The following is a 24908-nucleotide window of genomic DNA, read 5'->3' as shown; positions in this document are numbered from 1 at the left end:
TGTAGGCCTGATAAGCGCAGCGCACCAGGCCGTGTTTGGTGCCGGATGGCGGCGCAGCGCGTTTTTGTAGGCTTGATAAGCGCAGCGCATCAGGCAAATACGTTCAACCTAACGCCTGCACCGCTTTCTCCAGCGCGCTATGCAGCAGTTGACGGTCATGACGGTAGGGAATATCGCTGGCCTCCAGTTCATCCTGAATCACAATGCGGTCGGTCACGGCGGAAACATCGACTTTTGGTCCGACAATCACCGCATCAATCACCTTCTTACCAACATATTGCTCAATGATGGCCAGCTTATCGGCAAGCGTCAGGCTGGCGGCAGGCAGGCTGAGTTCGCGTCCCAGATTGCCGATATAAACCATTGGAGCCGGTGTGCGACGTAACGCCTGCGCCAGCTCGTCTAGCAGCAGGATCGGCATCAGGCTGGTGTAAAAACTGCCTGGTCCTATCAGAATCAAATCCGCTTCGGCGATGGTTTCAATCGCCTCTCGCGTGGCGGGAACTTTAGGTGAGAGCATTAATTCTTGCGGCAGGGTAGTGAGCTGGTCGATATTTACTTCGCCATACACTTCATGTCCCTGATCGTCGAGCGCCATCAGGTCCACCGGTAGTTCTGACATGGGAATTAAATGTGCGTCCACTTTCAGTAGGCTACGAATTAAATTTATCGCCTCCAAAGGCCTCACGCTCAGGTGATCCAACGCCTTTAACATCAGATTTCCGAGGTTATGGCCGGAAAGTTCGCCATTACCGCCAAAACGATACTCAAACATCGCCGATGCGACGCTTGGTTGGGTAATTAACTGGTTGAGGCAGTTCCGCATGTCTCCCCAGGCAATGCCGCCTTCTGAACGGCGAATTCGCCCCGTGGAACCGCCGTTATCGGTGGTCGTGACGATGCCCGTCAGGCGTGAACCTAAAGAGGAAAGTGATGACAGAACGCGTCCTAATCCATGCCCTCCGCCGAGAGCGACAACGCGATCCAGATCTGCCAGCGTACGAGTGCGCATAGTTATTCCTGATATCAATTGATCGGCGTTACAGTAACGTAAATAGCGTGTTTTCAGCAATTATCCAGTCGTCATCTGCAGAAAATAATTTTCTGCGATCTACCCCTTTCTGACGATATCGACCTGACAGCAAGATGATGTATATCAATGCAAAACTGTGGTTTTTGCTTATTCTGTAGCGAAAATGCACGATCATGCCGCTATATACATATTTATACAGCGAAAGTGTACATGGCAAAAGCGTCATTTACACGCTAGTATCGGCATAACCACAATGTACTCGAAGTATGACGAGTATAAACACTCTAGCCTCTGCACCTGGGTCAAATGATACGGTGCTTTGGCCGTGACGATACGTGAATACGATTGTCACCAGGGCGCAGGAAGAAATGACTTCGCCTCCCGTATTTGGAAAGGTGTACATGGGCTCTCAACTTACCGATGCATTCGCGCGTAAGTTTTACTACTTACGTTTGTCGATTACCGATGTGTGTAACTTCCGTTGCACCTACTGCCTGCTGGATGGCTATAAGCCCGGCGGGGTCACCAATAACGGCTTTTTAACCGTTGATGAAATTCGTCGCGTCACGCGCGCGTTCGCCAGTCTGGGAACGGAGAAAGTGCGCCTGACGGGGGGCGAACCGTCACTGCGTCGCGATTTTACCGACATTATCGCCGCCGTACGTGAAAACGACGCCATCCGTCAGATTGCGGTGACCACCAATGGTTATCGTCTGGCGCGCGATGCCGCCGCCTGGCGCGATGCCGGGCTGACCGCGCTCAACGTGAGCGTCGACAGCCTGGATGCTCGTCAGTTTCACGCCATTACCGGACAGGACAAGTTTCAACAGGTGATGGCAGGCATTGACGCCGCCTTCGATGCCGGTTTTGAAAAAGTGAAAGTCAACACCGTGCTGATGCGCGACGTAAACCATCATCAACTGGACACCTTCCTCGCCTGGGTTCAACCACGGCCGATTCAGCTACGTTTTATTGAACTGATGGAAACGGGTGAGGGCAGCTCGCTCTTCCGCAAACACCATATCTCCGGGCAGGTACTGCGCGATGAACTGCTTAAACGCGGCTGGATCCACCAGTTACGCCAGCGCAGCGACGGCCCGGCTCAGGTTTTCTGTCATCCTGACTATGCCGGCGAAATTGGTCTGATCATGCCTTATGAGAAAGACTTCTGCGCCACCTGCAATCGCCTGCGTATTTCATCCGTCGGCAAACTTCATCTGTGTTTATTTGGTGAAGGCGGGGTGAACTTGCGTGATTTGCTGACCGACGACGCCCAGCAGGCTGCGCTTGAAGAACGTATCTCTGCCGCGTTGCTGGAGAAAAAGCAGACCCATTTCTTACATCAGAACAATACCGGTATTACGCAAAACTTATCTTACATTGGCGGCTGATCGCTAAAAGGAGTTTCTCATGAGTCAGGTAAGCGCTGAATTTATCCCGACACGCATTGCTATTCTTACTGTTTCCAACCGTCGTGGCGAAGAAGATGACACCTCCGGCCATTATCTGCGTGACTCGGCGCAAGAAGCGGGTCATCAGATTGTTGATAAGGCGATTGTCAAAGAGAACCGCTATGCGATTCGCGCTCAGGTTTCAGCCTGGATTGCCAGTGACGATGTGCAGGTGGTGCTCATCACCGGCGGCACTGGGTTAACCGAAGGCGATCAGGCGCCGGAAGCGCTGCTGCCGCTGTTTGACAGAGAAGTCGAAGGCTTCGGCGAAGTGTTCCGTATGCTCTCCTTTGAGGAGATTGGTACCGCGACGCTGCAATCCCGGGCGATTGCCGGAGTCGCCAATAAAACGCTGATTTTCGCCATGCCGGGGTCGACCAAAGCGTGTCGTACCGCCTGGGAAAATATCATTGCGCCGCAGCTTGATGCCCGTACGCGTCCGTGTAATTTCCACCCACATTTGAAGAAATAAGTATGTCGCAACTGACTCATATTAACGCCGCTGGCGAAGCGCATATGGTGGATGTCTCCGCCAAGGCGGAAACCGTACGCGAGGCGCGTGCAGAAGCATTCGTGACCATGCGTAGCGAAACGCTGGCGATGATTATCGACGGCAGCCACCATAAGGGCGACGTTTTCGCCACGGCGCGTATTGCGGGTATTCAGGCCGCCAAACGTACCTGGGATCTTATCCCGCTGTGTCATCCGCTGATGCTGAGCAAGGTGGAAGTCAATCTGCACGCCGAGCCGGAGCATAGCCGCGTACGCATTGAAACGCTGTGTCGCCTGACCGGGAAAACCGGCGTTGAAATGGAAGCGTTAACGGCGGCCTCCGTTGCGGCGTTGACCATCTACGATATGTGTAAAGCGGTGCAAAAGGATATGGTGATTGGTCCGGTGCGCCTGCTGGCAAAAAGCGGCGGCAAGTCGGGAGATTTTAAGGTGGATGCGCATGATTAAGGTTCTTTTCTTTGCTCAGGTGCGAGAACTGGTCAACACCGATATGCTAGAGGTGACGGCTGAATTTCCAACGGTAGAAGCACTGCGCCAGCATCTTGCGGCAAAAAGCGATCGTTGGGCGTTGGCGCTGGAAGACGGCAAGCTGCTGGCGGCGGTAAACCAGACGCTGGTCGATTTTGACCATCCCCTTAACGCCGGGGACGAAGTGGCCTTCTTCCCACCGGTAACCGGAGGCTAAGATGGCTGAAACGCGAATTGTTGTTGGCCCTGCGCCGTTTCGCGTCGGGGATGAGTATCCCTGGCTTGCCGAGCGTGATGAAGACGGCGCGGTGGTCACTTTCACCGGTAAAGTCCGCAACCACAATCTCGGTGACAGCGTGCAGGCGTTAACGCTGGAACACTATCCAGGGATGACCGAAAAAGCGCTGGCGGAGATTGTCGACGAAGCGCGTTCGCGCTGGCCGTTGGGTCGTGTGACGGTGATTCATCGCATTGGCGAACTGTGGCCGGGTGACGAAATTGTTTTTGTTGGCGTGACCAGCGCGCATCGCAGCAGCGCGTTTGATGCCGGGCAGTTCATTATGGATTACCTGAAAACTCGCGCGCCATTCTGGAAGCGCGAGGCTACGCCGGAAGGTGAGCGCTGGGTTGATGCCCGCGACAGTGATAAGCTAGCAGCAAAACGCTGGTAGAGTAGTACACTTGTGTTAGGCTCAAACTGATTCAGGAGATTGTCATGGACCGATTCCCACGATCCGATTCTATTGTGCAGGCCCGTTCCGGCCTGCAAACCTACATGGCGCAGGTCTATGGCTGGATGACCTGCGGGCTGTTGCTGACGGCGTTTATCGCCTGGTATGCGGCGAATACGCCTGCGGTGATGATGTTTGTTTTCTCCAGCAAGATCACCTTCTTTGGGCTGATCATTGCGCAACTGGCGCTGGTATTTGTCCTGTCGGGAATGGTGCAAAAGCTCAGTGCTGGAATGGCAACGACGCTGTTCATGCTCTATTCGGCGTTAACCGGGTTGACGCTATCGAGTATTTTTATCGTTTATACCTACTCGTCTATCGCCAGCACCTTCGTGGTTACCGGCGGGATGTTCGGTATCATGAGCCTGTACGGATACACCACTAAACGCGATCTCAGCGGCTTTGGCAACATGCTGTTTATGGCGCTGATCGGTATTGTGCTGGCCTCGTTGGTTAACTTCTGGCTGAAGAGCGAAGCGCTGATGTGGGCGGTGACCTACATTGGGGTGATCGTATTTGTCGGTCTGACCGCCTATGACACGCAAAAGCTGAAAAATATCGGTGAGCAAATTGACCTGCGCGACAGTTCCAACCTGAGGAAATACGCCATTCTTGGGGCGTTAACGCTGTATCTGGATTTCATCAACCTGTTCCTGATGCTACTGCGTATCTTCGGCAATCGTCGTTAATTGTCTGTTGCCGGATGGCGCTGCGCTTATCCGACCTACCGCTTGGTATCGAAAGTAGGCCGGATAAGGCGTTACGCCGCATCCGGCACTATATACACCATCATTTCGCCATCGCCTTCTCGTTTTTACCCGCAGCTTTTTCGTCCGACTTCGCCATCAGGTTTTTCCTCCTGCATCTTCGGTTTGAATGCGATCTTGTGTTTCGATCGCAGGTTGTGCTGGCGGCTCCACTTCAGTCAGGCGCGGAGTGTGTGCCGGTAGCCAGCCGACCAGCGCCGGGAAGTGGCGTAAAAAGTGGAAGGCCAGCACGCTTTTGGTCAGGTTCCACCAGGTGCGTCTGGGTAACATTGATTCATCAACCCGCTGGCAGTCATCTGCAATAATTGGATTCAGGTTGTCGCGCAGGATCTGATTGAAAGCACGGTCATGAATAATGAGATTGGCTTCCAGATTCAGCGACAGGCTCAGTGGGTCGAGATTGCTGGAACCGACCGTTGCCCAGTGGTCATCCATCAGCGCCACTTTGCCGTGCAGAGGCCTACGGCGGTATTCATAAACATGGACGCCGCCTTTAACCAGATAGTTGTACAGCAGGCGGGCACCCACTTTTACAATCGGCATATCCGGTTCACCCTGGACGATGAGTTTTACCCGCACGCCGCGTCGTGCCGCTTTACGCAGGGCATGCAGCAGGCGATAGCCAGGAAAGAAATAGGCATTGGCGATGATCACTTCCCGCCGTGCCTGGGTCAGCATTTTCAGATAGTGGCGTTCAATATCATTACGATGTTCTTCGTTATCGCGCCAGACAAACAGTGCCTGTGCTTCGCCGGGGCGATGATTGTCGATGGCCCGATGATGACGTCGCCACCAGCGTCGTACCGCGCTTTGCCCCGGTAGATTCTCCAGCACGAATGTCAGGATATCGGTCACGACAGGGCCCTCAACGCGGACGGCGTAATCCTGCTTGGCCTCCGGGCCGTAATCAGACATATGTTCAGCGGAATAATTGATGCCGCCGACAAAAGCAACGCGATCGTCAATGACCACTATTTTGCGATGCATCCGGCGAAAGAGATTGGTGCGCATACCGAACAGGCGCGGACGTGGATCGTAGTAGCGGAAGACAACGCCGGCTGCGGTCAGCTCCTCAACAAAACGGTCGCTAAGATCCGGTGAACCGTAGCCATCCAGCAGTACCTCAGCTTTTATTCCCCGCCGGGCGGCACCGAGCAACGCGGTATGCAGCTGTTTTCCGACCGCATCTTCAAACCAGATAAAGGTCTCGAGGATAATTTTTTGTTGTGCCTGTTCAATGGCGTCAAAAACGGCGGGATAGTATTGATCGCCGTTTTCCAGCAGTTGAATTTGATTGCCTTCACGCCAGCCATTTTTCATAACTGAATCTCCGCACTCAGGGGAGCATGATCGGACAAATGTCGCCAGTGATGCAGCGCCAGCGTTGTTGGGGTACTGGCATTCGCGTTTTTCACATAGATCCTGTCCAGACGCAGCAGGGGAAACTGCACCGGAAACGTGCGCGCCGGGCTACCGTGGGCGCGGGTAAAAATCTCGTCAAGTCCGGCTCTGGTTTTCAACGGGTGATTGGCCGTTTGCCGCCAGTCGTTGAAATCTCCAGCGATCACCACCGGCTCCGCGTCGGGCAGGGCATTGACCCAGTCAGCCAGCATCGCGAGCTGGGCCTGGCGGTGAGCTTCGCGTAAACCGAGATGTACGCACATGACATGAATGGGGTGAGAGAGCATTGGCGGCGCGATACGGCAGTAAAGCACCCCGCGCTTTTCACTCGCGTCGATCGACACATCGCGATTCTCATCATGCTCAATGGGATACCGCGACAGCACCGCATTACCGTGATGCCCCTGCGGGTACACAGCGTTACGCCCGTAGGCGAAGTCGCTCCACATTGTGTCCGCCAGAAATTCGTAATGGGGAGTATCCGGCCAGTTCTCAATGCGCAATGAGTGAGCTTCGTGCGCACCCATCACTTCTTGCAGGCACACAATATCTGCGCCAACTGCCCTGACGGCATCCCGCAGCTCGGGCAAAATAAAGCGTCTGTTAAAGGCGGTGAACCCTTTGTGAGTATTAATGGTGAGCACATTGAATGAAAATTGAACTCCCGATCCGCTCATGAGCCTCCCATTGGCGTCACTTCCTAAATAAAATAGTGTAGTCATCGTCACAAAAAGATGCAGTGTTGCGGAATTTTCCGTAAAGTCCGGTACTCTGAACAATTAGTTGAAAATCCTTCAGGAGAAAAGCCATGAGGTGGCAACAACGTGTTCGTGTCGCAACGGGTCTAAGTTGCTGGCAGATTGTGTTGCATTTACTGGTAGTGGCGTTGCTGGTAATGGGCTGGATGAGCGGCACGTTGGTGCGCGTCGGCCTGGGATTATGCGTCGTTTACGGCGTAACGGTTATCTTAATGCTGGCCTTGCAACGTCACCATGAACAACGCTGGCGCGACGTAGCGGATGTGCTGGAAGAACTCACCACCACGTGGTATTTCGGTGCTGCGATGATCGTGCTGTGGTTACTGTCGCGCGTGCTGCAAAACAACGTCTTGCTGGCACTGGCGGGGCTGGTGATCCTGGCCGGACCCGCCGTGGTCTCGCTGCTGGCGAAAGATAAAAAGCTACATCACCTTACGTCTAAACATCGCATACGCCGCTGAGCCGGTTGTGGCCGCTATCACCAACAGCGGCCACAAACTTTCCCAGACAATCTGCAGACTCGCATCCTTCAGGTAAATCTGTTTCGTAATGTCCGTAAAATGGCGGATTGGGTTTATCCACGTCAGATTCTGCAACCACACCGGCATATTTTCGACCGGCGAGACGTAACCTGAGAGCAAAATCGCCGGCATCATAAACACAAACACGCCGATAAACGCTTGCTGCTGAGTGGCGCACAGCGATGAAATCAGCAGACCAAACCCGACCAACGACAGTCCGTAAATCACCATCGTGAAATAGAACAGCCCCAGTGAACCGGCAAATGGAATGTCATAAGCCCAGATGCCGATCGCCAGCACAATGGTGGCCTGAAAGGTGGCTACAATCAGCGCGGGAACTGCTTTGCCGATGAAAATCTGCCAGGTGGTAAGCGGGGAGACCAGTAGCTGATCCAGCGTGCCTTGTTCGCGCTCACGGGCAACCGACAGCGAGGTGACGATCATTACGCCGATAGTGGTGATCATGGCGATCAGCGACGGCACCACGAACCATTTATAATCCAGATTCGGGTTATACCAGTTACGCACGACCAGCTCGCTGTTGTTCGGTTTCGGCTTGCCGTCCATCAGCTCCAACTGATACGTCTTAACGATCTGCTGCAGGTAATTGGCGGCAATTTGCGCGCTGTTGGAGTTACGCCCGTCGAGGATAATCTGCATGGGAGCCTGCTGGAAGGTGTCCAGGTTGCGCGAAAAATTGGCCGGGAAGCGCACCAGCAGCAAGGCTTTTTGTGTGTCGATAGTCGGCTTAATCTCCTCTGGGCTTTTCAGCAGCAGAACATGCGTAAAGGCACTGGCGCGGGCGAAGCGTTGGGTTAACTCCACCGAATGTTTACCGTTGTCTTCGTTATAGATAGCGATCGTGGCGTTGGTCACTTCCAGCGTCGCCGCGAACGGGAACAGGATCACCTGAATCAGCACCGGTAAAATCAGAATGGCTCGCGTCTGCGGTTCGCGTAACAGCGATTGCAGCTCTTTGCGAATTAACGTCCATAAGCGATGAAACATGCCCGTCCTCTCAGTCCAGTTTGTAGGCCTGATAAGCCAAGCGCATCAGGCATAATGCCGGATGGCGGCGCGAACGCCTTATCCGGCCTACGGCTACAATTATCCATACACATATTTAATCCAGCCGACGTTTGGTTTTAAGCCACGTCAGGCCAATAAACATTACCGCCGAAGCGATTAAAAACAGCACGTTGACAATTAGCACCACAGGAATATTTCCCGCCAGAAACAGGCTTTGCAGGGTGCTGACAAAATAACGCGCCGGAATAATGTAGGTTACCGCCCGGATAATCGCGGGCATGCTGTCTATCTGGAAGATAAAACCTGACAGCATAATCGAGGGCAGGAAAGCGGCGTTCAGCGCGACCTGCGCGGCGTTAAACTGGTTGCGGGTGATAGTCGAAATCAACAGACCCATGCCGAGCGTACTCAGCAGAAACAGACTGGTAATGAAAAACAGGATCAGCAACGAACCGCGATAGGGCACGCCAAGAATAAACACCGACACCAGCATACACAGCAGCATCGCCAGCATGCCCAGAAAGTAATACGGGATCAGTTTGCATAGCAGCAGTTCGACGCGGGTGACTTCCGTAGACAGCAGCGCTTCCATGGTTCCGCGTTCCCATTCACGCGCCACCACTAATGAGGTGAGGATCGCGCCAATGACCGTCATTATGATGGTTACCGCTCCGGGAATAATAAAATGCTGGCTGATGGCCGCCGGGTTAAACCAGTAACGGGTCTGTACGTCGATCAAGGGCTCGAACGATTCCCCACGATCTTCCGCCCGCTGTTGCTGCCAAATCTGCCAGATGCCTTCGACATAACCCTGCACAAAGTTGGCGGTATTGGGTTCACTACCGTCGGTGATCACCTGGAACGGTGCCACGTCGTTTGGTCGCGCCATCTGCTGGGCAAAATCCACCGGGATCACCACTAGCCCGCGAATGCGCCCGGCCTGCATTTTCTCAATCAATTCCTGACGGTTATCGCTGATGGTGGCGTCAATATACGGCGAGCCGGTCATTGTATGGGTAAAATCCAGTGCCTCTTCGCTTTGCTGTTCGAGCAAAATCCCTACCCGTAACTTGCTGGAGTCGAGGTTGATCCCGTAGCCGAAGATAAACAGCAGCAGCAGCGGGATCACCACTGCAATCAGCCAACTGCTGGGATCGCGGACGATCTGGCGGGTCTCTTTCACGCACAGCGCGCGTACGCGACGCCAGGAGAGAGCGGAATTACTCATGTGCGTGCTCCTTATCCCAGTCATTGATTAGCGTGATAAACGCCTGTTCCATCGTCGGATCCGGCGTGTCGTTGTCGGCAGCCTGAGCTTTCAGGTCGTCCGGCGTACCGCTGGCAATTAGTTTGCCGCGATACACCAGCCCGATGCGATCGCAGTACTCCGCCTCATCCATAAAGTGGGTGGTCACCATCACCGTGACGCCTTTTTCCACCATGCTGTTGATATGCAGCCAGAACTCCCGACGGGTGAGGGGATCGACCCCGGAAGTGGGTTCATCGAGGAACAGGATATCGGGTTCATGCATCAGCGAGCAGGCCAGCGCGAGGCGCTGCTTAAAGCCCAGCGGCAGTTCGTCGGTGGCGTGAGACGCGATGCTCTTCAGACCGAATGCCTCGCTCATACGATCGATTTTCTCCTTCTGTGCCCGACCGCGCAGGCCATAGACGCCGGAGAAAAAGCGCAGATTCTGTTCAACGGTCAGGTTGCCGTACAGCGAGAATTTCTGCGCCATATAGCCCAGATGCTGGCGCGCTTTGCCGGAGCTGACTTTCAGATCCATATCCAGCACCAGCGCTTTGCCGGAGGTGGGAACCAGCAGGCCGCACATCATTTTAAAGGTCGTAGATTTACCCGCGCCGTTAGGCCCTAGCAGGCCAAAAATCTCGCCGCGCTGAACGGCAAAGTCTACGTGGTCAGTCGCGGCAAAATCGCCAAATTTCTTGGTTAGTGCTTTGGCTTCGATCACCGTTTCACCTGGCGTTCCTTCCACGGTATGCAGGATCGCGCCCAGCGGGGACTCCGATGTTCCGGCACCACCCAGTAAATCAATGAAGGCATCCTCGAAGCGGGGAGTCGTTTCGCTGATGTTAATCTCTGGCATGCCGTCTGCCCGACGAATATCGTCCGCAGTGGCTGCTTTTTTCAGGATTAAACGGACAGATTTCCCCTGAATCATCCCATCGCTCACCTGCGGCAGTTTTAAGGCGCGTTGCAGCAGCCGGCGGTTATTTTCCTGCGGACTGCTCATCAGGAAGCTGCGACCCGCCATGGTTTGCGTCAGTTGAGTGGGATCGCCCTGGTACAACAGTTCCCCTTCGTTCATCAGCAACACATCGCGGCACTGCTCTGCCTCATCCAGATACGAAGTGCTCCAGAGGATCAACATGCCATCCCCCGCCAGTTCGTGCACCATTTGCCACAGTTCGCGACGGGAGATGGGGTCGACACCGACACCCGGTTCATCCAGCAGCAACACTTTGGGTTCGCCGACCAGCGTACAGGCCAGCCCGAGCTTCTGTTTCATGCCGCCGGAAAGTTTGCCGGCCAGTCGTCCGGTAAATGGCCCCAGCGAGGTAAACTCCAGTAACCGGGCAAAGGTTTTTTCTCGCGCTTCACCGGTGACGCTGCGTAAATCAGCATAGAGATTGAGGTTCTCCATGACGGTCAAATCTTCATACAGACCAAATTTCTGCGGCATATAGCCCAGCACCGCATGCAGCGCGCTGTCGTCCTTGATGGGATCGAAGCCAATTACTGCAGCACTTCCGGCATCGGGTTTTAACAATCCCGCCAGCATGCGCATCAACGTGGTTTTCCCCGCGCCGTCCGGCCCGACAAGTCCGGTCACGTAGCCTGCATGTACGGTGCAGTCGAGCGGGGCAACGGCCGGTTTTTCCATTCCGGTAAAGTTTTTTGTCAGCCCTTTGAGCGTAATGACGGCATCATTCATGCCGTGCCTCGTCACTGAATTTGATCGTTACCGGCATTCCCTGGCGCAGCGCATCGTCCGCGTCGGTCACCACAATACGCAGGCGATACACCAGATCGGTGCGCAGGTCAGGAGTCTCAACCGTTTTCGGCGTAAACTCGGCAGTAGGCGACACGAAGCCGATTTTGCCGTGATACGGTTTGTCCGGACGGCCATCGGTGTAGAGCAGGATTTCACGTCCCGGCTGCGCCTGGCTCAGATTCCGCTCATCTACGTAGGCGCGAACCCAAACCGGACGCGTAAGCGACAGCGTCAACACCGTGCCGCCTTCGTTCAGCATGCTGCCTGGCTCTACCGCACGGGTGAGTAGCGTGCCGTCAGACGGGGAGATTAGCGTGGTGTCATGTAAATTGAGTTCTGCCTGCGCAAGCTGGGCCTGAGCTTGTTCGAGCGTGGCTTTCGCCTGTTCGATGTCCTGCACACGATTACCGCTGCGATATTGGGTGAGTTTGTCCTGTGCGGATTTCAACGAGGCTTGCGCCTGATCGCGTGATGAACGGGCGTTTTCCAGGTCGTTAGCGGAGATAGTGCGGCTTTTCCACAATCCTACCTGTCGATTATAAAAGTTCTGTGCGTAATCATAGGCGGCCTGCGCCTGTTTGACGGCCGCTGCCGCCTGGGCGATCTCTTCAGCGCGATACCCGGCCAGCATCAGATCGTATTGCGCCTGCGCGGCGGCAACATTGGCTTTCGCCTGCATTAACGCGTTTTCATACGGGGCGTGATCCAGTTCACCCAGCACCTGACCGGCTGTAATAGCATCGCCTTCGTCAACCGCCAGTGAGGCCAGCCTGCCGCCAACGCGAAAACTCAGGTTGACGCTACGGATATCGACATTGCCGTACAACGTCAGGCCGTTATCTTGTCGACTTTGGTACCACCACGTTCCACCGGCAATCACGGCAACGAGGGCCGCGATAACCAGCCCGAGCACGACAGGTTTTTTCATGACTCCAGACTCCTTTGCGTTAAGCCTTGTAGGATAAGATCGATGTGACAGGTGATCGTTTGGTCAATCAGCGCGGTTTTATCTTCATCAAATTGTGACCAACCCGTACGCAACAGAATGGTTTCTTTCCCCAGACGAAAGGCCAGCACCTCGCCGAGTATGGCGTGGGTATGCAGAATCATTTGGGTATCATTGGCATCGCCGCCGGTATAAGCAGCAATCAGGCGCGTTAAGTGTGTATGCAGCGGATTGATAACCTGGTCGTGCACCAGTTGATAAGCCGCGGTGGGTGAAAGCTGTTCACGCGAGATAAATTTGCTCAGGTTTACGGTGTCGTCCTGGGTGAGCAACATGATCATATTTTTGCAGGCGCGCAGGATTAATTCGCGCATCGCGCCACGATCCGGCTCTGGCTGGGCAAACAGACGCTCGGCTTCTTCAGCGTGTGGGCGAAACTTTGAGCCGATAAAATCCGCAATCCACTGGGCGCAGGCGAGATATAAATCCTCTTTTGAGCCAAAATAGTAGGTGATAGCCGCGATATTTTGCCCGGCCTGTGCGGCGATATCGCGCGTTGTGGCGTGCAGACCATACTCGCCAAACTGCGCCAGCGCGGCGGCAATGAGCTGATTTTTCGCCTGTTCACCTTTGGTTGTCATGGTGGGTGTATTCATGGCACGACTCTGATCTTAATCAATCGATTGATTAAGATTATGACTGATGTGCAACCTTGTCCAGTCCGGACCGTTATTTTCCTTCGCAGGGATAATTTATGCGGCACATCACAAAAACTGCTACACTCCGCCCCTTCATGACATTGTGGTTTTTGTCATCTCTATTGTATGTATCTCCCTGAAAACGACACCGGTAACGGTCAGGGCGGTTCGGAGTTGTTATGTCTTTTGATTCCCTTGGTTTAAACCCTGATATTTTACGTGCCGTTGCCGAACAGGGTTACCGTGAACCTACCCCTATTCAGCAGCAGGCGATCCCTGCCGTGCTGGAAGGCCGCGATCTGATGGCCAGCGCCCAGACCGGTACGGGGAAAACGGCAGGTTTTACCCTGCCGCTGTTGCAGCACCTGATTACCCATCAGCCGCATGGTAAAAGCCGTCGCCCGGTGCGTGCGCTGATCCTCACGCCAACCCGCGAACTGGCGGCTCAGATTGGCGAAAACGTACGCGATTACAGTAAGTATCTGAACATCCGCTCGCTGGTGGTCTTCGGCGGCGTCAGTATCAACCCGCAGATGATGAAACTGCGCGGCGGCGTGGATGTGCTGATTGCCACGCCTGGTCGTTTGCTCGATCTGGAACACCAGAATGCGGTGAAACTGGATCAGGTTGAGATCCTGGTACTGGATGAAGCTGACCGCATGCTGGATATGGGTTTTATTCACGACATTCGTCGCGTTCTGGCGAAGCTGCCGGCAAAACGCCAGAACCTGTTGTTCTCAGCAACGTTCTCTGACGATATTAAGTCGCTGGCCGAAAAGCTGCTGCACAATCCGCTGGAAATCGAAGTGGCGCGTCGTAATACCGCGTCAGAGCAGGTGACTCAGCACGTTCATTTCGTGGATAAAAAACGTAAACGTGAGCTGTTGTCGCAGATGATAGGTCAAGGCAACTGGCAGCAGGTGCTGGTGTTTACCCGTACCAAACACGGTGCGAATCATCTGGCTGAACAGCTGAATAAAGACGGTATCCGCAGCGCGGCGATCCACGGTAACAAATCTCAGGGAGCGCGTACCCGCGCGCTGGCCGATTTTAAATCCGGTGATATTCGCGTGCTGGTGGCGACGGATATTGCCGCGCGTGGCCTGGACATTGAAGAGTTGCCGCACGTGGTGAACTACGAGCTGCCAAACGTCCCGGAAGATTATGTGCACCGTATTGGTCGTACCGGGCGTGCCGCCGCTACCGGCGAAGCGTTGTCTCTGGTGTGCGTCGATGAACACAAGTTGTTGCGTGACATCGAGAAGCTGCTGAAAAAAGAGATCCCGCGTATTACAACGCCAGGCTACGAGCCGGACCCCTCCATCAAAGCTGAGCCGATCCAGAACGGTCGCCAGCAGCGTGGTGGTGGCGGTCGCGGTCAGGGTGGCGCAGGGCGTGGTCAGCAGCCGCGTCGTCAGGATGGCGGTGCGCCAAAAGCGAAACCGCGTAGCGGCGAAGGCAAACCGGCAGGCGATAAGCCTCGTCCACCGCGCCGTCCGCGCAAACCGTCTTCCGCCCAGTAATTCACCTTGCTGTCTGGCAGTATAAACACGCTATCCGGTCTACACAGGGTGTGGGCCGGATAGCTCAATCACTCCCCCGAACTTTGCGATTTCAGCACGATCGAGCAGGTATATCGTCCTGCCGGGTGAATCGAAATCGTTGTCTCAAATACTTTCCCGTCCCTGTCCAGATAACGACGCACAATTCTCATTGCTGGCGAATCAGGCGCTACGTTAAGGATCTTTGCCACCTTTTTGGGCACACCGACAGCCGTAATAGTCTGATGCACCTCATGGCTTTTGATGCCGTAATGCGTTTCGATCAAATCGCTGATTAATGAGTGTGGATCGTCACGGATGTAGGTGCGCAGCTTGGCGTAATCCGTGCTGGCATAGCTGTCCGTCCAGCAGATTGGCGCGTCGGGGTTTTGCGCATCTTCGCGAGTGCTGGCAATGTGCAGCCAGCGGGAACCTGGCGGGCAGCCAATCATCTGGGACAACTCGATGTCTGCCACAATCTCATCGATTTTCTTGATGACGCGCAGATTGTTTTTGGCCAGCAGCAACAGATCCTCAAGATGCGATAGCGGGTGATTGACACCGTTAGTCTTAGGTTCGCAAACGCGAGTTCCCGCGCCTTTACGCCGTGAAATCAGCCCCTGTTCTGTTAATTCCCTTAACGCCTCACGCATGGTGTGGCGGCTGACCTGCCATGTTTCGCACAGTTCCATTTCCGTTGGAAACAGCGAGCCGGGGGCAAAGGTCCCCACCGAAATTTGCTGCGCCAGTTCACGTGCTATTCGCTTGTACAGAGATTCTTTCATCGCGGTTTCATCAAAATATTAGTGATCTTTATCACGAAAATTTGTACGGACTATTCCCTACATTTCTTATGAATACTATAAATGTCCGTACATTCAAATGTACGGACATTTTATTATGTCTGGACATTGTGGCGGCGTTTGAATATCTAACAAACCACCGTAAACACGCATCTTATCACTATCAGATTTTCCAGGGGGATTTATGGCTTCGAATGTACTTGATTCTGTTCTGTTCAGGGATTCTTTCGGCACACCAGCAATGCGCGCGGTGTTTGACGATCGCGAGCTGGTACGCAAATACGTGGAAGTGGAAGTGGCATTAGCCAAAGCCCAGGCACGCTGCGGTGTGATACCCGAGGCTGCGGCGCAGGAAATTGCTGAAAAATGTAATGCCGATACGCTCGATTTTGATTTATTACGCCATGAAACCGAAATCGTGGGTTATCCGATCCTACCGCTGGTGCACCAGATTTCTAAACAGGCTGGCGAGTCCGGCGGCTATGTGCACTGGGGCGCAACCACGCAGGACATCATGGACACCGCGGTAGTTCTGCAAATTCGTGATGCATTCGCGTTAATTGAAACCGATATGGACAAGCTTCGTGCGACGCTGGCCGATCTCTCACGCCGTTACCGTGATACGCCGATGGCCGGGAGAACCCATTTGCAGCAGGCTCTGCCCGTAACCTTTGGTTATAAAACAGCCATCTGGCTGGATATGTTTGAACGTCACGCGGAACGTCTGACTCAGGCGCGTCCTCGTGTATTGGTCGGCGAATTTGCGGGTGCAGCCGGTACGCTGGCATCGCTGGGGGATAAAGGGCTGGCGGTACAAAAAGCGATGATGGAAGAACTTGGGCTGAATGTCCCTACGTCCACATGGCATGTTGCGCGTGATGGTTTTGCCGAAGCGGTGAATCTGTTAGCGGTGATTACCGGGTCGCTGGGCAAGATTGCCTACGACGTAATGCTGCTGGCAGCAAACGAGTTTGGTGAGTTGTATGAGCCGTTTGTTAAAGGGCGCGGCGCCAGCAGTACTATGCCGCAGAAACGCAACCCTATTTCCAGCGAGTTAATGCTGGCCTGTGCCAAAGGCGTTCGCCAACAGGCAGGGCTGATGCTTGATGCAATGGTGCAGGATCTGGAGCGTGCAACCGGGCCGTGGCATGCCGAATGGATTGCTATCCCGGAAAGTTTCGTCCTCAGCGCCGGGGCATTGCATCAGGCTAACTTTATGCTGGCGGGGCTGGTGGTTGATGAAGCGGCGATGAAACGTAACCTCGGCATGACCAACGGACTGATTGTGGCTGAAGCGGTCATGATGGGACTGGCGCCGTATATCGGTCGTCAGGATGCGCATGACGTCGTGTACGACGCCTGTCGTATCGTCAATGAACAAGGGGGACGACTGGCGGATGTGCTGAATGCGATGCCATCTGTCTCGGAACGACTTGACCCGCAGTTGATTGAAGAACTGACCGACCCGGCAAATTACCTTGGAATGGCGCCAGCAATGGTGGATCAGGTATTAGCGAGATATATGTCGCGGAAATGAACGCTCTTGGGCTAACGGAATAAGGATATTTTTATGTCAACAAATTCTGTCGCGGGAAAATCCATTCTGTCGTTCCTGATACCGCTGGCGATAGGCGCGATCGTTTGGTTTTATCCCGTACCTGATGGTCTGACGCCTCAGGCCTGGCATATGTTCGCGATATTTGCCGCGACCATTGCCGCGATCCTTACCCAGCCGCTCCCTTCGGGGGCGGTGATGTTGATTGCACTTTGCGTGGTCATTTTTACCAAAACCTTGCCAGAGGCAAAAGCATTGTCAGGTTTTGCATCCGGTACGGTATGGCTCATTTTCTGTGCCTACGTCTTGTCTCTTGGTTTTGTAACCTCGGGATTGGGGAAACGTATTGCGTATAAAATGTTATCGCTCTTTGGTGGCAGTAGCCTGGGTATCGCTTACTCACTGGGGGTTTCCGATCTGATTATGGCCCCGGCGATGCCATCCGTAACCGCGCGTTCCGGGGGGATTATTTTCCCTATCACTCGTTCCATCAATGATGTATTGGGTTCCGCACCAGGGGCAACGGGCAAGCGTATCGGCGATTTCTTAACCATGGTGTGCTTCCAGTTTACGCCGATTACCGGGGCAATATTTCTCACCGGGATGGCGGCGAATCCGCTGGTAGCGAGTCTGGCGAAATCGTCATTAGGAATAGAGATAACCTGGGGTGGATGGTTTATTTCCGCAGTGGTCCCTGCGATGGTCTGTTTCTGCCTGATGCCGCTACTGGTCTATAAATTATTGGATCCCGAGCTTAAGCGTACGCCGGAGGCGAAAGCGATGGGCAAACAGGCCCTCGGTGAGCTCGGTTCGATGAGCAGCAACGAGAAAAAGGTCGCGTTTGGTTTTGTGCTGGCGCTGGTTGGCTGGGGTACCAGCTTGATTACGGGATTGTCTGCCACATCTGTCGGGCTGGGATTAGCTGCGTATCTGTTTGCCTCGGGCGCTGTTAGCTGGAAAAGTTTGCTTAATGACCATGCGGCCTGGGATACGGTGATCTGGTTTAGCGTCATTATTAGTCTGGCGACAGGGCTTGCCGATCTGGGCTTTATTAAATGGATGACCATAAAATTAGGCAGCGGTATTCAGGGTTTTGGCGCGATCGAATCGTTTATTGTGTTGGGGATCCTTTACATTTACGTCCATTATCTCTTCGCTACGGCGACCGGGCATGTCGCTGCACTGTATGCCCCTTTCGCGGCCACGGCGATCGCAGCAGGCGCGCCGCCGATGATGGTGGCTATTTGCTTCGGTATCTTTAGTAACCTGATGTGGGGGAATACCGAGTACGGTGGTGGACCTGGCCCCATTTATTTTGCCCAGGGTTATTTTGAACGTCCGCGCTTTTACAAAATCAACCTCTGCGTGGTGACGGCGAATGTGATTATCATTTTTGTCGTGGGCATGCTGTGGTGGAAGCTGTTGGGATACTATTAAGCGTTAGCGAATTATTGGCCGGACAGGACCCGAACAGCCGTCCGGCCAGGAAAAATGAATTGCGAAGCGCTTTCCAGAATGGGGGAAAAAGGTACATCCAGGGACTGAAATGTGCCACAATAGTGGCTGTTTATACAGTATTTCAGGTTTTCTCATGGCACTAACGGCCGCGTTAAAAGCGCAAATCGCCGCCTGGTATAAGGCGCTTCAGGAACAGATCCCCGACTTTATCCCCCGTGCGCCGCAGCGGCAGATGATTGCTGACGTTGCGAAAACGCTGGCAGGTGAAGAAGGGCGGCATCTGGCGATTGAAGCGCCGACCGGGGTGGGGAAAACCCTGTCGTACCTGATCCCCGGTATTGCCATTGCGCGTGAAGAACAAAAAACGCTGGTGGTCAGTACCGCCAACGTTGCTTTGCAGGATCAGATCTACAGCAAAGACCTGCCGTTGCTGCGTAAAATTATCCCCGATCTGCGTTTTACCGCCGCGTTTGGTCGTGGTCGCTATGTCTGCCCGCGTAATTTAGCGGCGCTGGCCAGTACCGAACCCAATCAGCAGGATCTGCTGGCCTTTCTCGACGATGACCTGACGCCCAACAACCAGGAAGAACAAAAGCGCTGCGCCAGGCTAAAAGGCGATCTCGATAGCTACAAGTGGGACGGGCTGCGCGATCACACGGGTATCGCCATTGATGACGGACTCTGGCAGCGTCTGAGCACCGATAAAGCGAGCTGTCTGAACCGCAACTGCCACTACTATCGTGAATGTCCTTTTTTTGTCGCCCGCCGCGAGATTCAGGAAGCCGAAGTGGTGGTAGCCAATCACGCGTTGGTGATGGCGGCTATGGAAAGCGAAGCCGTTTTGCCAGAGCCGAAAAACCTGCTGCTGGTCCTTGATGAAGGCCATCATTTGCCGGATGTTGCCCGCGATGCGCTGGAGATGAGTGCAGAAATCAGCGCCCCCTGGTATCGGCTCCAACTGGATCTGTTTTGCAAATTAGTCGCGACCTGCATGGAGCAGTTCCGCCCGAAAACCACGCCGCCACTGGCGAACGCCGAGCGGTTGAACGGTCACTGTGAAGAGCTATATGAGCTGATTGCCTCACTTAATAACATCCTCAATCTCTATATGCCCGCTACCCAGGAAGCGGAACACCGCTTTGCAATGGGAGAACTGCCTGGTGAAGTGATGGAGATCTGCCAGCGACTGGCGAAACTGACGGAAATGCTGCGCGGTCTGGCTGAATTGTTTCTCAACGATCTCAGCGAAAAAACCGGCACCCACGATATTGTGCGTCTGCATCGGGTTATTTTACAGATGAACCGGGCGCTGGGCATGTTTGAGGCGCAAAGCAAATTGTGGCGTTTGGCATCGCTCGCGCAGTCATCAGGCGCGCCGGTGAGTAAATGGGCGACGCGTGAGGTGCGTGACGGACAGATCCACGTCTGGTTTCACTGCGTGGGGATCCGCGTGAGCGATCAGCTCGAACGCCTGCTGTGGCGCAGCGTGCCGCATATTATTGTCACTTCTGCCACGCTGCGTTCTCTCAATAGCTTCTCGCGTCTTCAGGAAATGAGCGGGCTGAAAGAAAAGGCCGGAGACCGCTTTGTCGCGCTGGATTCACCGTTTAACCACGTTGAGCAGGGCAAAATCGTTATTCCGCAGATGCGCTACGAACCGTTAATTGAGCACGAAGAGCAGCATATCGCGGAAATGGCCGCCTATTTCCGCGAACAACTGGAAAGTAAAAAGCATCAGGGCATGCTGGTACTGTTTGCCAGCGGTCGGGCGATGCAGCGTTTTCTTGAGCACGTTACCGATCTGCGCCTGCTGTTGCTGGTACAGGGCGACCAGCCGCGCTATCGTCTGGTGGAGTTACACCGAAAACGGGTAGAAAACGGCGAACGCAGCGTGCTGGTTGGGCTGCAGTCTTTTGCTGAAGGTCTGGATTTGAAAGGCGAGCTGCTGAGCCAGGTGCATATTCACAAAATTGCGTTTCCGCCTATCGACAGTCCGGTAGTGGTCACTGAGGGGGAGTGGCTGAAAAGCCTGAACCGCTACCCTTTTGAGGTGCAAAGCTTACCGGCAGCATCGTTCAATTTGATCCAGCAGGTTGGGCGACTCATTCGTAGCCATGGCTGCTGGGGTGAAGTCGTGATCTACGATAAGCGGTTGTTGACCAAAAACTATGGCAAGCGTTTACTGAATGCGTTACCCATTTTTCCGATAGAGCAACCTGCTGTGCCAGACGTTATAGTAAAACCAAAAGAAAAAACGAAACCTACGCGCCGCCGTCGGCGTTAACGATGCGAGCAACAGGAAAGGAGTTATCGATGGATTACCGCAAAATCATCAAAGAGATTGGGCGAGGTAAAAATCACGCGCGTGACCTGGACCAGGATACTGCTCGCGGACTGTATACCCATATGCTGAATGGCGATGTCCCTGACCTTGAGATGGGCGGCGTGCTGATTGCGTTGCGCATTAAAGGAGAGGGAGAAGCGGAGATGCTGGGCTTTTATGAAGCGATGCAAAACCACACCATTCGCCTGACGCCGCCAGTTGCCAAACCCATGCCCATTGTTATCCCCAGTTACAATGGCGCGCGCAAGCAGGCGAATTTGACGCCGCTATTGGCGATTTTACTGCATAAGCTGGGATTCCCGGTGGTGGTGCATGGCGTCAGCGAGGATCCTACCCGCGTGCTGACAGAAACCATTTTTGAACTGATGGGGATTGCGCCGACGCTGCATGCCGGGCAGGCACAGGCAAAACTGGATGGTCATCAGCCGGTGTTTATCCCGGTAAGCGCGCTGTGCCCTCCGCTGGAAAAACAGTTGGCGATGCGCTGGAGAATGGGGGTGCGCAACAGTGCGCACACGCTGGCTAAATTAGCCACGCCGTTTGCCGAAGACGCCGCGCTGCGTCTTTCCAGCGTGTCACACCCGGAATACGTCTCACGTGTGGCAAAATTCTTCGGCGATATCGGTGGACGTGGCCTGTTGATGCACGGTACCGAAGGCGAGGTGTACGCCAACCCGCAGCGCTGTCCGCAGATAAGCCTGATAGATTCGTCCGGCGTGCGAGTGCTACAGGACCGACAGAGCGAGATGCCTGACGAGCCGGTACCGCTGCCGGTGGCAAAAGACCCGGAAACCACCGCACGCTGGATTGAGCGTTGTCTGGCTGGCAGTGAGCCGGTTCCGGCATCGCTGAAAATCCAGATGGCCTGCTGCCTGGTGGCAACCGGTGAATCCGCGATGCTGGATGAAGGACTTGCTCGCGTCGAGCAAAGTTTCTAATCCATTTGTTGTTCCGGCGGGCCATTTACCAGGCCTGTCGGTTCTCTCTTTTCATCAACGTGAAATTTCTGCACGTTTATTGACCTCCTGAGCGCCGTGGCGCAGCATAGTTTGTTGAATAATAAGAAACACAATCAACACGCGACACAACAGGAGATAACAATGAACAGTGGACATCGCTTCCATGTGCCAACGCTGCACGCCTTTATCCAGGCCGTGTTTCACCAGATGGGAAGCAATAAACAGGAAGCGCAGTTGGTGGCCGATCATCTGATTGCCTCTAACCTCGCCGGTCATGACTCCCACGGCATCGGCATGATCCCAAGCTATATTCGCTCATTCTCGCAGGGACATCTGCAGATCAATCGTCATGCCAAAGTGGTTAAAGATGCGGGGGCGGTGATTACGCTTGATGGCGATAGTGCCTTTGGCCAAGTGGCGGCGCACGAAGCAATCACGCTGGGGATTGAAAAAGCGCGCCAGCACGGTATCGCCGCCGTGGCATTACATAATTCGCATCATATCGGACGTATTGGCTACTGGGCGGAGCAATGTGCGGCGGCAGGTTTTGTCTCAGTGCATTTTGTGAGTGTGGTCGGGATCCCGATGGTCGCACCGTTTCTTGGCCGCGATAGTCGTTTTGGCACCAACCCCTTCTGCGTTGTTTTTCCGCGTAAAAATACCTTCCCGCTATTGCTCGACTATGCAACCAGTGCCATCGCGTTTGGCAAAACCCGGGTGGCATGGCACAAGGGGGAGCCGGTGGCTCCGGGATGCCTGATTGATACAAACGGGATGCCCACAACCGATCCTGCCGTGATGCAGGTCTCTCCGCTGGGGTCGTTGCTCACGTTTGCCCAACACAAAGGTTATGCGCTGGCCGCGATGTGCGAAATTATGGGTGGTGCGCTTTCAGGGGGTAAAACCACGCATGAAGAGAGCCTGCAGACCAGCCCGGACGCCATCATTAACTGTATGACCACAATTATTATGAATCCGGAACTGTTTGGCGCGCCGGACTGTGACAACCAGGTTGCGGCATTTGCTGAATGGGTGAAAGCGTCCCCGCATGCTGAAGATGCCCCGATCCTGTTGCCAGGGGAGTGGGAAGTGAATACTCGCGAGGAACGGCTGGAAAAAGGTATTCCGCTGGATACCGGAAGCTGGCAGGCGATTTGCGAGGCGGCCCTGCAAATAGGCATGCCGGACGCCGTGTTGCAGGAATTCCGTCAACGGCTGGAATACTAAGCAAAAAAAGCCCGTCCAGTGGCGGACGGGCAAACAAAGGGTAACAAACAGGGTCAATGAGGGTTGGAGCATTGGGTCGTACAGGTAATCTTTCGGTTATTTATAGATAACCGCGGTGCCGCTCATTTTGTCTTTACCGACAGCGGAAGTGATGCTGTAACCAGATGCACCAGCAGCAGCCGCTTTCTCAGCCAGTTTGGCTTCCAGGCCATCCAGCGTGGTGGCGCCATCAGCAGAAACTACACCAATCTTATTCATGCTTTGTGCCTGAGTGGAGGAAACCGGCTCGGCAGCGAAAACGCCAAATGACAGGGTAGACAGGGCGATAGCAGCAACAGCAAATTTAATGTTTTTCATGATTTTTCTCTCGCAGGTTTATTCGGTTAGTCGATGTTCTGTTAAGAAGACGTTGTTCCGTCGATGTGATAAGTATCACGTTTTTTTGGGTGAGAGAAAATCGAATAGAATTGACGACATCAATCAAAAAAATTGAATGACAAATAACTTATTGAATATTAATAAATTCAGACGAGGGATTTACAGTTCTTGTCACTACGCTTTACAGAGAAACCAACAACGGCACATTTTGCCACACAGAGTGCGAAAAAGCGTGCTCGTAAAGGAAATCGTATGCGCTGAAACTTTTGGTAAAGATGAGTCAACGTAGCTGGCTATCTTTCGAACCTCTGCGATTATATCCTGAAAATGTAGCACTATGTGAATCTTTATCCTGCTGGCATGCGACACACAAGCGTACGCCAGGTACTGCCTCACGCCTGGCCTGTGGGATAGGATTGCCGCATTCTTCACATTCATACAGACTTTCCCCCGTCGGTAACTCACCGCGGGCGCGGGCAACAGCATCTTCAATAGTATTGTTGATCTGTTCGTTAACTGCGTCGTCATTTGCCCATCCGGATGCCATATGTACCTCCTGCTGATGTCTACAGAATAAGTATAGCGAATGTGATGGGCGAAAAACGACCACGCATCAGCGGTATCAGATTTCAGACCATTCGCGCAGCAGGTTATGGTAGAGATTGAGTAATGACAGGATCTCGCTACTTTCCCCATGACGTGCCTTCAGGGACTGAATGTTTTTATCCAGTTCAAAAAGCATGGCGCGATTTTTATCGTCACGGATCATCGACTGGATCCACATAAAGGATGCCACACGAACCCCACCGGTTACCGGCGTAACGCAGTGCAAGCTGCTGGAAGGGTAAAGCACCAGATCGCCTGCCGGAAGTTTCACCGCATGCTGGCCGTAGGTGTCATTGACCAGCAGCTCTCCTCCCGCATAATCGTCGGGATTACTGAGGAATAAGGTGGCGGAAAGGTCTGTGCGCATCCAGCCGTTTTCCGGATGACTACGTACCGCGCCGTCAACGTGAAAACCGTAGGTTTCGTGGTCCTGGTAGCGATTAAACAGCGGTGTGGAGAGCGTTTTCGGTAATGCTGCGGCGAAGAAAAGCGGGCTGTTATTCACCGCGGTTTGTACCGCCTGTTGCAAAATGCCGTAACGCTCACTTTGCGTATCCACCTGCTGGTTGTTTTTTACCTGTGCGCCCTGAGCGCCGGTGGTTGCGCGGCCATCAACCCAGTCGGCAGCGTCCAGTTGTTCGCGAAACCAGGCAACATCCTGCGCCGACAGAACGCCGGGAATGTGGTACATCATCAGTGTTTCT

The 24908-nt window shown here is 54.0% G+C and carries 25 protein-coding genes and 1 riboswitch; of the genes, 13 read left to right on the top strand and 12 right to left on the bottom strand.

Going from position 1 to position 24908, the window contains the following annotated elements:
- Positions 1-103 precede the first annotated feature (103 nt).
- On the bottom strand, positions 104-1012 hold the full coding sequence (yvcK, locus tag I6L54_RS17970) for a uridine diphosphate-N-acetylglucosamine-binding protein YvcK (RefSeq protein ID WP_005123744.1): 909 nt from the start codon (positions 1010-1012) through the stop codon (positions 104-106).
- 289 nt (positions 1013-1301) lie between these two features.
- Positions 1302-1447, top strand: a riboswitch (molybdenum cofactor riboswitch).
- Between yvcK and moaA the strand changes: the two genes are divergently transcribed.
- From moaA to I6L54_RS17940, 6 genes are all read left to right on the top strand, one after another.
- Complete coding sequence (moaA, locus tag I6L54_RS17965; protein WP_040230413.1) at positions 1435-2424, top strand: GTP 3',8-cyclase MoaA; 990 nt, start codon at positions 1435-1437, stop codon at positions 2422-2424. (Overlaps the previous riboswitch by 13 nt.)
- Before the next feature lie 19 nt (positions 2425-2443).
- Positions 2444-2956, top strand: coding sequence for a molybdenum cofactor biosynthesis protein B (moaB, locus tag I6L54_RS17960; protein ID WP_040230416.1), 513 nt, complete (start codon positions 2444-2446; stop codon positions 2954-2956).
- A 2-nt stretch (positions 2957-2958) separates the two neighbouring features.
- A complete protein-coding gene (moaC, locus tag I6L54_RS17955; RefSeq protein ID WP_040230419.1) occupies positions 2959-3444 on the top strand; it encodes a cyclic pyranopterin monophosphate synthase MoaC in 486 nt (161 codons plus the stop codon).
- Positions 3437-3682 (top strand): molybdopterin synthase sulfur carrier subunit, encoded by a 246-nt coding sequence (moaD, locus tag I6L54_RS17950; RefSeq protein ID WP_005123735.1) that lies wholly within the window; start codon positions 3437-3439, stop codon positions 3680-3682. The genes moaC and moaD overlap by 8 nt, the downstream gene beginning before the upstream one ends.
- Before the next feature lies 1 nt (position 3683).
- Positions 3684-4136: a molybdopterin synthase catalytic subunit MoaE gene (moaE, locus tag I6L54_RS17945; RefSeq protein WP_005123732.1), complete on the top strand. Its 453-nt coding sequence runs from the start codon at positions 3684-3686 to the stop codon at positions 4134-4136.
- A gap of 44 nt (positions 4137-4180) precedes the next feature.
- On the top strand, positions 4181-4885 hold the full coding sequence (locus tag I6L54_RS17940; protein WP_040230421.1) for a Bax inhibitor-1/YccA family protein: 705 nt from the start codon (positions 4181-4183) through the stop codon (positions 4883-4885).
- A gap of 156 nt (positions 4886-5041) precedes the next feature.
- Here the strand turns inward: I6L54_RS17940 and clsB are convergent, their stop codons facing one another.
- Complete coding sequence (gene clsB, locus I6L54_RS17935; RefSeq protein ID WP_040230423.1) at positions 5042-6283, bottom strand: cardiolipin synthase ClsB; 1242 nt, start codon at positions 6281-6283, stop codon at positions 5042-5044.
- Positions 6280-7041 (bottom strand): endonuclease/exonuclease/phosphatase family protein, encoded by a 762-nt coding sequence (locus tag I6L54_RS17930; protein ID WP_040230424.1) that lies wholly within the window; start codon positions 7039-7041, stop codon positions 6280-6282. Before I6L54_RS17930 ends, clsB begins: the two co-directional genes overlap by 4 nt.
- Positions 7042-7172: 131 nt before the next feature.
- On the opposite strand from I6L54_RS17930, the gene I6L54_RS17925 reads away from it, so the two are divergent.
- Positions 7173-7583, top strand: coding sequence for a YbhQ family protein (locus I6L54_RS17925; protein WP_040230425.1), 411 nt, complete (start codon positions 7173-7175; stop codon positions 7581-7583).
- Here the strand turns inward: I6L54_RS17925 and I6L54_RS17920 are convergent.
- From I6L54_RS17920 to cecR, 5 genes are all read right to left on the bottom strand, one after another.
- A complete protein-coding gene (locus I6L54_RS17920; protein WP_005123723.1) occupies positions 7545-8651 on the bottom strand; it encodes an ABC transporter permease in 1107 nt (368 codons plus the stop codon). The two genes, I6L54_RS17925 and I6L54_RS17920, sit on opposite strands and share 39 nt — an antisense overlap.
- A gap of 115 nt (positions 8652-8766) precedes the next feature.
- Positions 8767-9900: an ABC transporter permease gene (locus tag I6L54_RS17915; RefSeq protein WP_040230426.1), complete on the bottom strand. Its 1134-nt coding sequence runs from the start codon at positions 9898-9900 to the stop codon at positions 8767-8769.
- Positions 9893-11629 (bottom strand): ATP-binding cassette domain-containing protein, encoded by a 1737-nt coding sequence (locus I6L54_RS17910; RefSeq protein ID WP_040230427.1) that lies wholly within the window; start codon positions 11627-11629, stop codon positions 9893-9895. The genes I6L54_RS17915 and I6L54_RS17910 overlap by 8 nt, the downstream gene beginning before the upstream one ends.
- A complete protein-coding gene (gene hlyD, locus I6L54_RS17905; RefSeq protein WP_005123716.1) occupies positions 11622-12617 on the bottom strand; it encodes a secretion protein HlyD in 996 nt (331 codons plus the stop codon). Before hlyD ends, I6L54_RS17910 begins: the two co-directional genes overlap by 8 nt.
- Positions 12614-13291 carry a transcriptional regulator CecR gene (gene cecR, locus I6L54_RS17900; protein WP_040230429.1) on the bottom strand — a complete coding sequence of 226 codons (678 nt, stop codon included), beginning with the start codon at positions 13289-13291 and terminating at the stop codon, positions 12614-12616. Before cecR ends, hlyD begins: the two co-directional genes overlap by 4 nt.
- 221 nt (positions 13292-13512) lie before the next feature.
- Here cecR and rhlE point away from each other — a divergent pair, with 221 nt between their 5' ends.
- On the top strand, positions 13513-14856 hold the full coding sequence (rhlE, locus tag I6L54_RS17895) for an ATP-dependent RNA helicase RhlE (protein ID WP_005123713.1): 1344 nt from the start codon (positions 13513-13515) through the stop codon (positions 14854-14856).
- 68 nt (positions 14857-14924) lie between these two features.
- Here rhlE and I6L54_RS17890 read toward each other — a convergent pair whose 3' ends face one another.
- Entirely contained in the window at positions 14925-15659 is a 735-nt protein-coding gene (locus tag I6L54_RS17890) for a GntR family transcriptional regulator (RefSeq protein WP_005123711.1), read from the bottom strand.
- A gap of 202 nt (positions 15660-15861) precedes the next feature.
- Here I6L54_RS17890 and I6L54_RS17885 point away from each other — a divergent pair, with 202 nt between their 5' ends.
- From I6L54_RS17885 to I6L54_RS17865, 5 genes are all read left to right on the top strand, one after another.
- Positions 15862-17214, top strand: a complete 1353-nt coding sequence (locus I6L54_RS17885) for a class-II fumarase/aspartase family protein (RefSeq protein WP_005123710.1) — start codon at positions 15862-15864, stop codon at positions 17212-17214.
- Between the two features lie 33 nt (positions 17215-17247).
- Positions 17248-18669, top strand: a complete 1422-nt coding sequence (locus tag I6L54_RS17880) for a DASS family sodium-coupled anion symporter (RefSeq protein WP_005123709.1) — start codon at positions 17248-17250, stop codon at positions 18667-18669.
- A 154-nt stretch (positions 18670-18823) separates the two neighbouring features.
- A complete protein-coding gene (gene dinG, locus I6L54_RS17875; RefSeq protein WP_005123708.1) occupies positions 18824-20974 on the top strand; it encodes an ATP-dependent DNA helicase DinG in 2151 nt (716 codons plus the stop codon).
- A 29-nt stretch (positions 20975-21003) separates the two neighbouring features.
- Positions 21004-21972: a DNA-binding protein YbiB gene (ybiB, locus tag I6L54_RS17870; protein WP_005123707.1), complete on the top strand. Its 969-nt coding sequence runs from the start codon at positions 21004-21006 to the stop codon at positions 21970-21972.
- A 162-nt stretch (positions 21973-22134) separates the two neighbouring features.
- Positions 22135-23220, top strand: a complete 1086-nt coding sequence (locus tag I6L54_RS17865; RefSeq protein ID WP_040230430.1) for a malate/lactate/ureidoglycolate dehydrogenase — start codon at positions 22135-22137, stop codon at positions 23218-23220.
- A 96-nt stretch (positions 23221-23316) separates the two neighbouring features.
- Here I6L54_RS17865 and ybiJ read toward each other — a convergent pair whose 3' ends face one another.
- The 3 genes from ybiJ to ybiX form a co-directional block, all read right to left on the bottom strand.
- Complete coding sequence (gene ybiJ / locus I6L54_RS17860) at positions 23317-23577, bottom strand: DUF1471 family protein YbiJ (protein WP_005123702.1); 261 nt, start codon at positions 23575-23577, stop codon at positions 23317-23319.
- 301 nt (positions 23578-23878) lie between these two features.
- Positions 23879-24145 (bottom strand): DksA/TraR family C4-type zinc finger protein, encoded by a 267-nt coding sequence (locus I6L54_RS17855; protein WP_005123701.1) that lies wholly within the window; start codon positions 24143-24145, stop codon positions 23879-23881.
- Between the two features lie 75 nt (positions 24146-24220).
- Positions 24221-24898 (bottom strand): PKHD-type hydroxylase YbiX, encoded by a 678-nt coding sequence (gene ybiX, locus I6L54_RS17850; RefSeq protein ID WP_005123700.1) that lies wholly within the window; start codon positions 24896-24898, stop codon positions 24221-24223.
- Positions 24899-24908 lie beyond the last annotated feature (10 nt).

It is taken from the genome of Citrobacter pasteurii, assembly GCF_019047765.1.
GTDB classification, from domain to species: Bacteria; Pseudomonadota; Gammaproteobacteria; order Enterobacterales; family Enterobacteriaceae; genus Citrobacter; species Citrobacter pasteurii.
This window is presented reverse-complemented; position numbering and strand designations above follow the sequence as displayed.

Coding starts and splice junctions, on each gene's coding strand:
- yvcK (WP_005123744.1), bottom strand. CDS start 1,012: ATGCGCACTCGTACGCTGGCAGATCTGGATCGCGTTGTCGCTCTCGGC.
- moaA (WP_040230413.1), top strand. CDS start 1,435: ATGGGCTCTCAACTTACCGATGCATTCGCGCGTAAGTTTTACTACTTA.
- moaB (WP_040230416.1), top strand. CDS start 2,444: ATGAGTCAGGTAAGCGCTGAATTTATCCCGACACGCATTGCTATTCTT.
- moaC (WP_040230419.1), top strand. CDS start 2,959: ATGTCGCAACTGACTCATATTAACGCCGCTGGCGAAGCGCATATGGTG.
- moaD (WP_005123735.1), top strand. CDS start 3,437: ATGATTAAGGTTCTTTTCTTTGCTCAGGTGCGAGAACTGGTCAACACC.
- moaE (WP_005123732.1), top strand. CDS start 3,684: ATGGCTGAAACGCGAATTGTTGTTGGCCCTGCGCCGTTTCGCGTCGGG.
- I6L54_RS17940 (WP_040230421.1), top strand. CDS start 4,181: ATGGACCGATTCCCACGATCCGATTCTATTGTGCAGGCCCGTTCCGGC.
- clsB (WP_040230423.1), bottom strand. CDS start 6,283: ATGAAAAATGGCTGGCGTGAAGGCAATCAAATTCAACTGCTGGAAAAC.
- I6L54_RS17930 (WP_040230424.1), bottom strand. CDS start 7,041: ATGAGCGGATCGGGAGTTCAATTTTCATTCAATGTGCTCACCATTAAT.
- I6L54_RS17925 (WP_040230425.1), top strand. CDS start 7,173: ATGAGGTGGCAACAACGTGTTCGTGTCGCAACGGGTCTAAGTTGCTGG.
- I6L54_RS17920 (WP_005123723.1), bottom strand. CDS start 8,651: ATGTTTCATCGCTTATGGACGTTAATTCGCAAAGAGCTGCAATCGCTG.
- I6L54_RS17915 (WP_040230426.1), bottom strand. CDS start 9,900: ATGAGTAATTCCGCTCTCTCCTGGCGTCGCGTACGCGCGCTGTGCGTG.
- I6L54_RS17910 (WP_040230427.1), bottom strand. CDS start 11,629: ATGAATGATGCCGTCATTACGCTCAAAGGGCTGACAAAAAACTTTACC.
- hlyD (WP_005123716.1), bottom strand. CDS start 12,617: ATGAAAAAACCTGTCGTGCTCGGGCTGGTTATCGCGGCCCTCGTTGCC.
- cecR (WP_040230429.1), bottom strand. CDS start 13,291: ATGAATACACCCACCATGACAACCAAAGGTGAACAGGCGAAAAATCAG.
- rhlE (WP_005123713.1), top strand. CDS start 13,513: ATGTCTTTTGATTCCCTTGGTTTAAACCCTGATATTTTACGTGCCGTT.
- I6L54_RS17890 (WP_005123711.1), bottom strand. CDS start 15,659: ATGAAAGAATCTCTGTACAAGCGAATAGCACGTGAACTGGCGCAGCAA.
- I6L54_RS17885 (WP_005123710.1), top strand. CDS start 15,862: ATGGCTTCGAATGTACTTGATTCTGTTCTGTTCAGGGATTCTTTCGGC.
- I6L54_RS17880 (WP_005123709.1), top strand. CDS start 17,248: ATGTCAACAAATTCTGTCGCGGGAAAATCCATTCTGTCGTTCCTGATA.
- dinG (WP_005123708.1), top strand. CDS start 18,824: ATGGCACTAACGGCCGCGTTAAAAGCGCAAATCGCCGCCTGGTATAAG.
- ybiB (WP_005123707.1), top strand. CDS start 21,004: ATGGATTACCGCAAAATCATCAAAGAGATTGGGCGAGGTAAAAATCAC.
- I6L54_RS17865 (WP_040230430.1), top strand. CDS start 22,135: ATGAACAGTGGACATCGCTTCCATGTGCCAACGCTGCACGCCTTTATC.
- ybiJ (WP_005123702.1), bottom strand. CDS start 23,577: ATGAAAAACATTAAATTTGCTGTTGCTGCTATCGCCCTGTCTACCCTG.
- I6L54_RS17855 (WP_005123701.1), bottom strand. CDS start 24,145: ATGGCATCCGGATGGGCAAATGACGACGCAGTTAACGAACAGATCAAC.
- ybiX (WP_005123700.1), bottom strand. CDS start 24,898: ATGATGTACCACATTCCCGGCGTTCTGTCGGCGCAGGATGTTGCCTGG.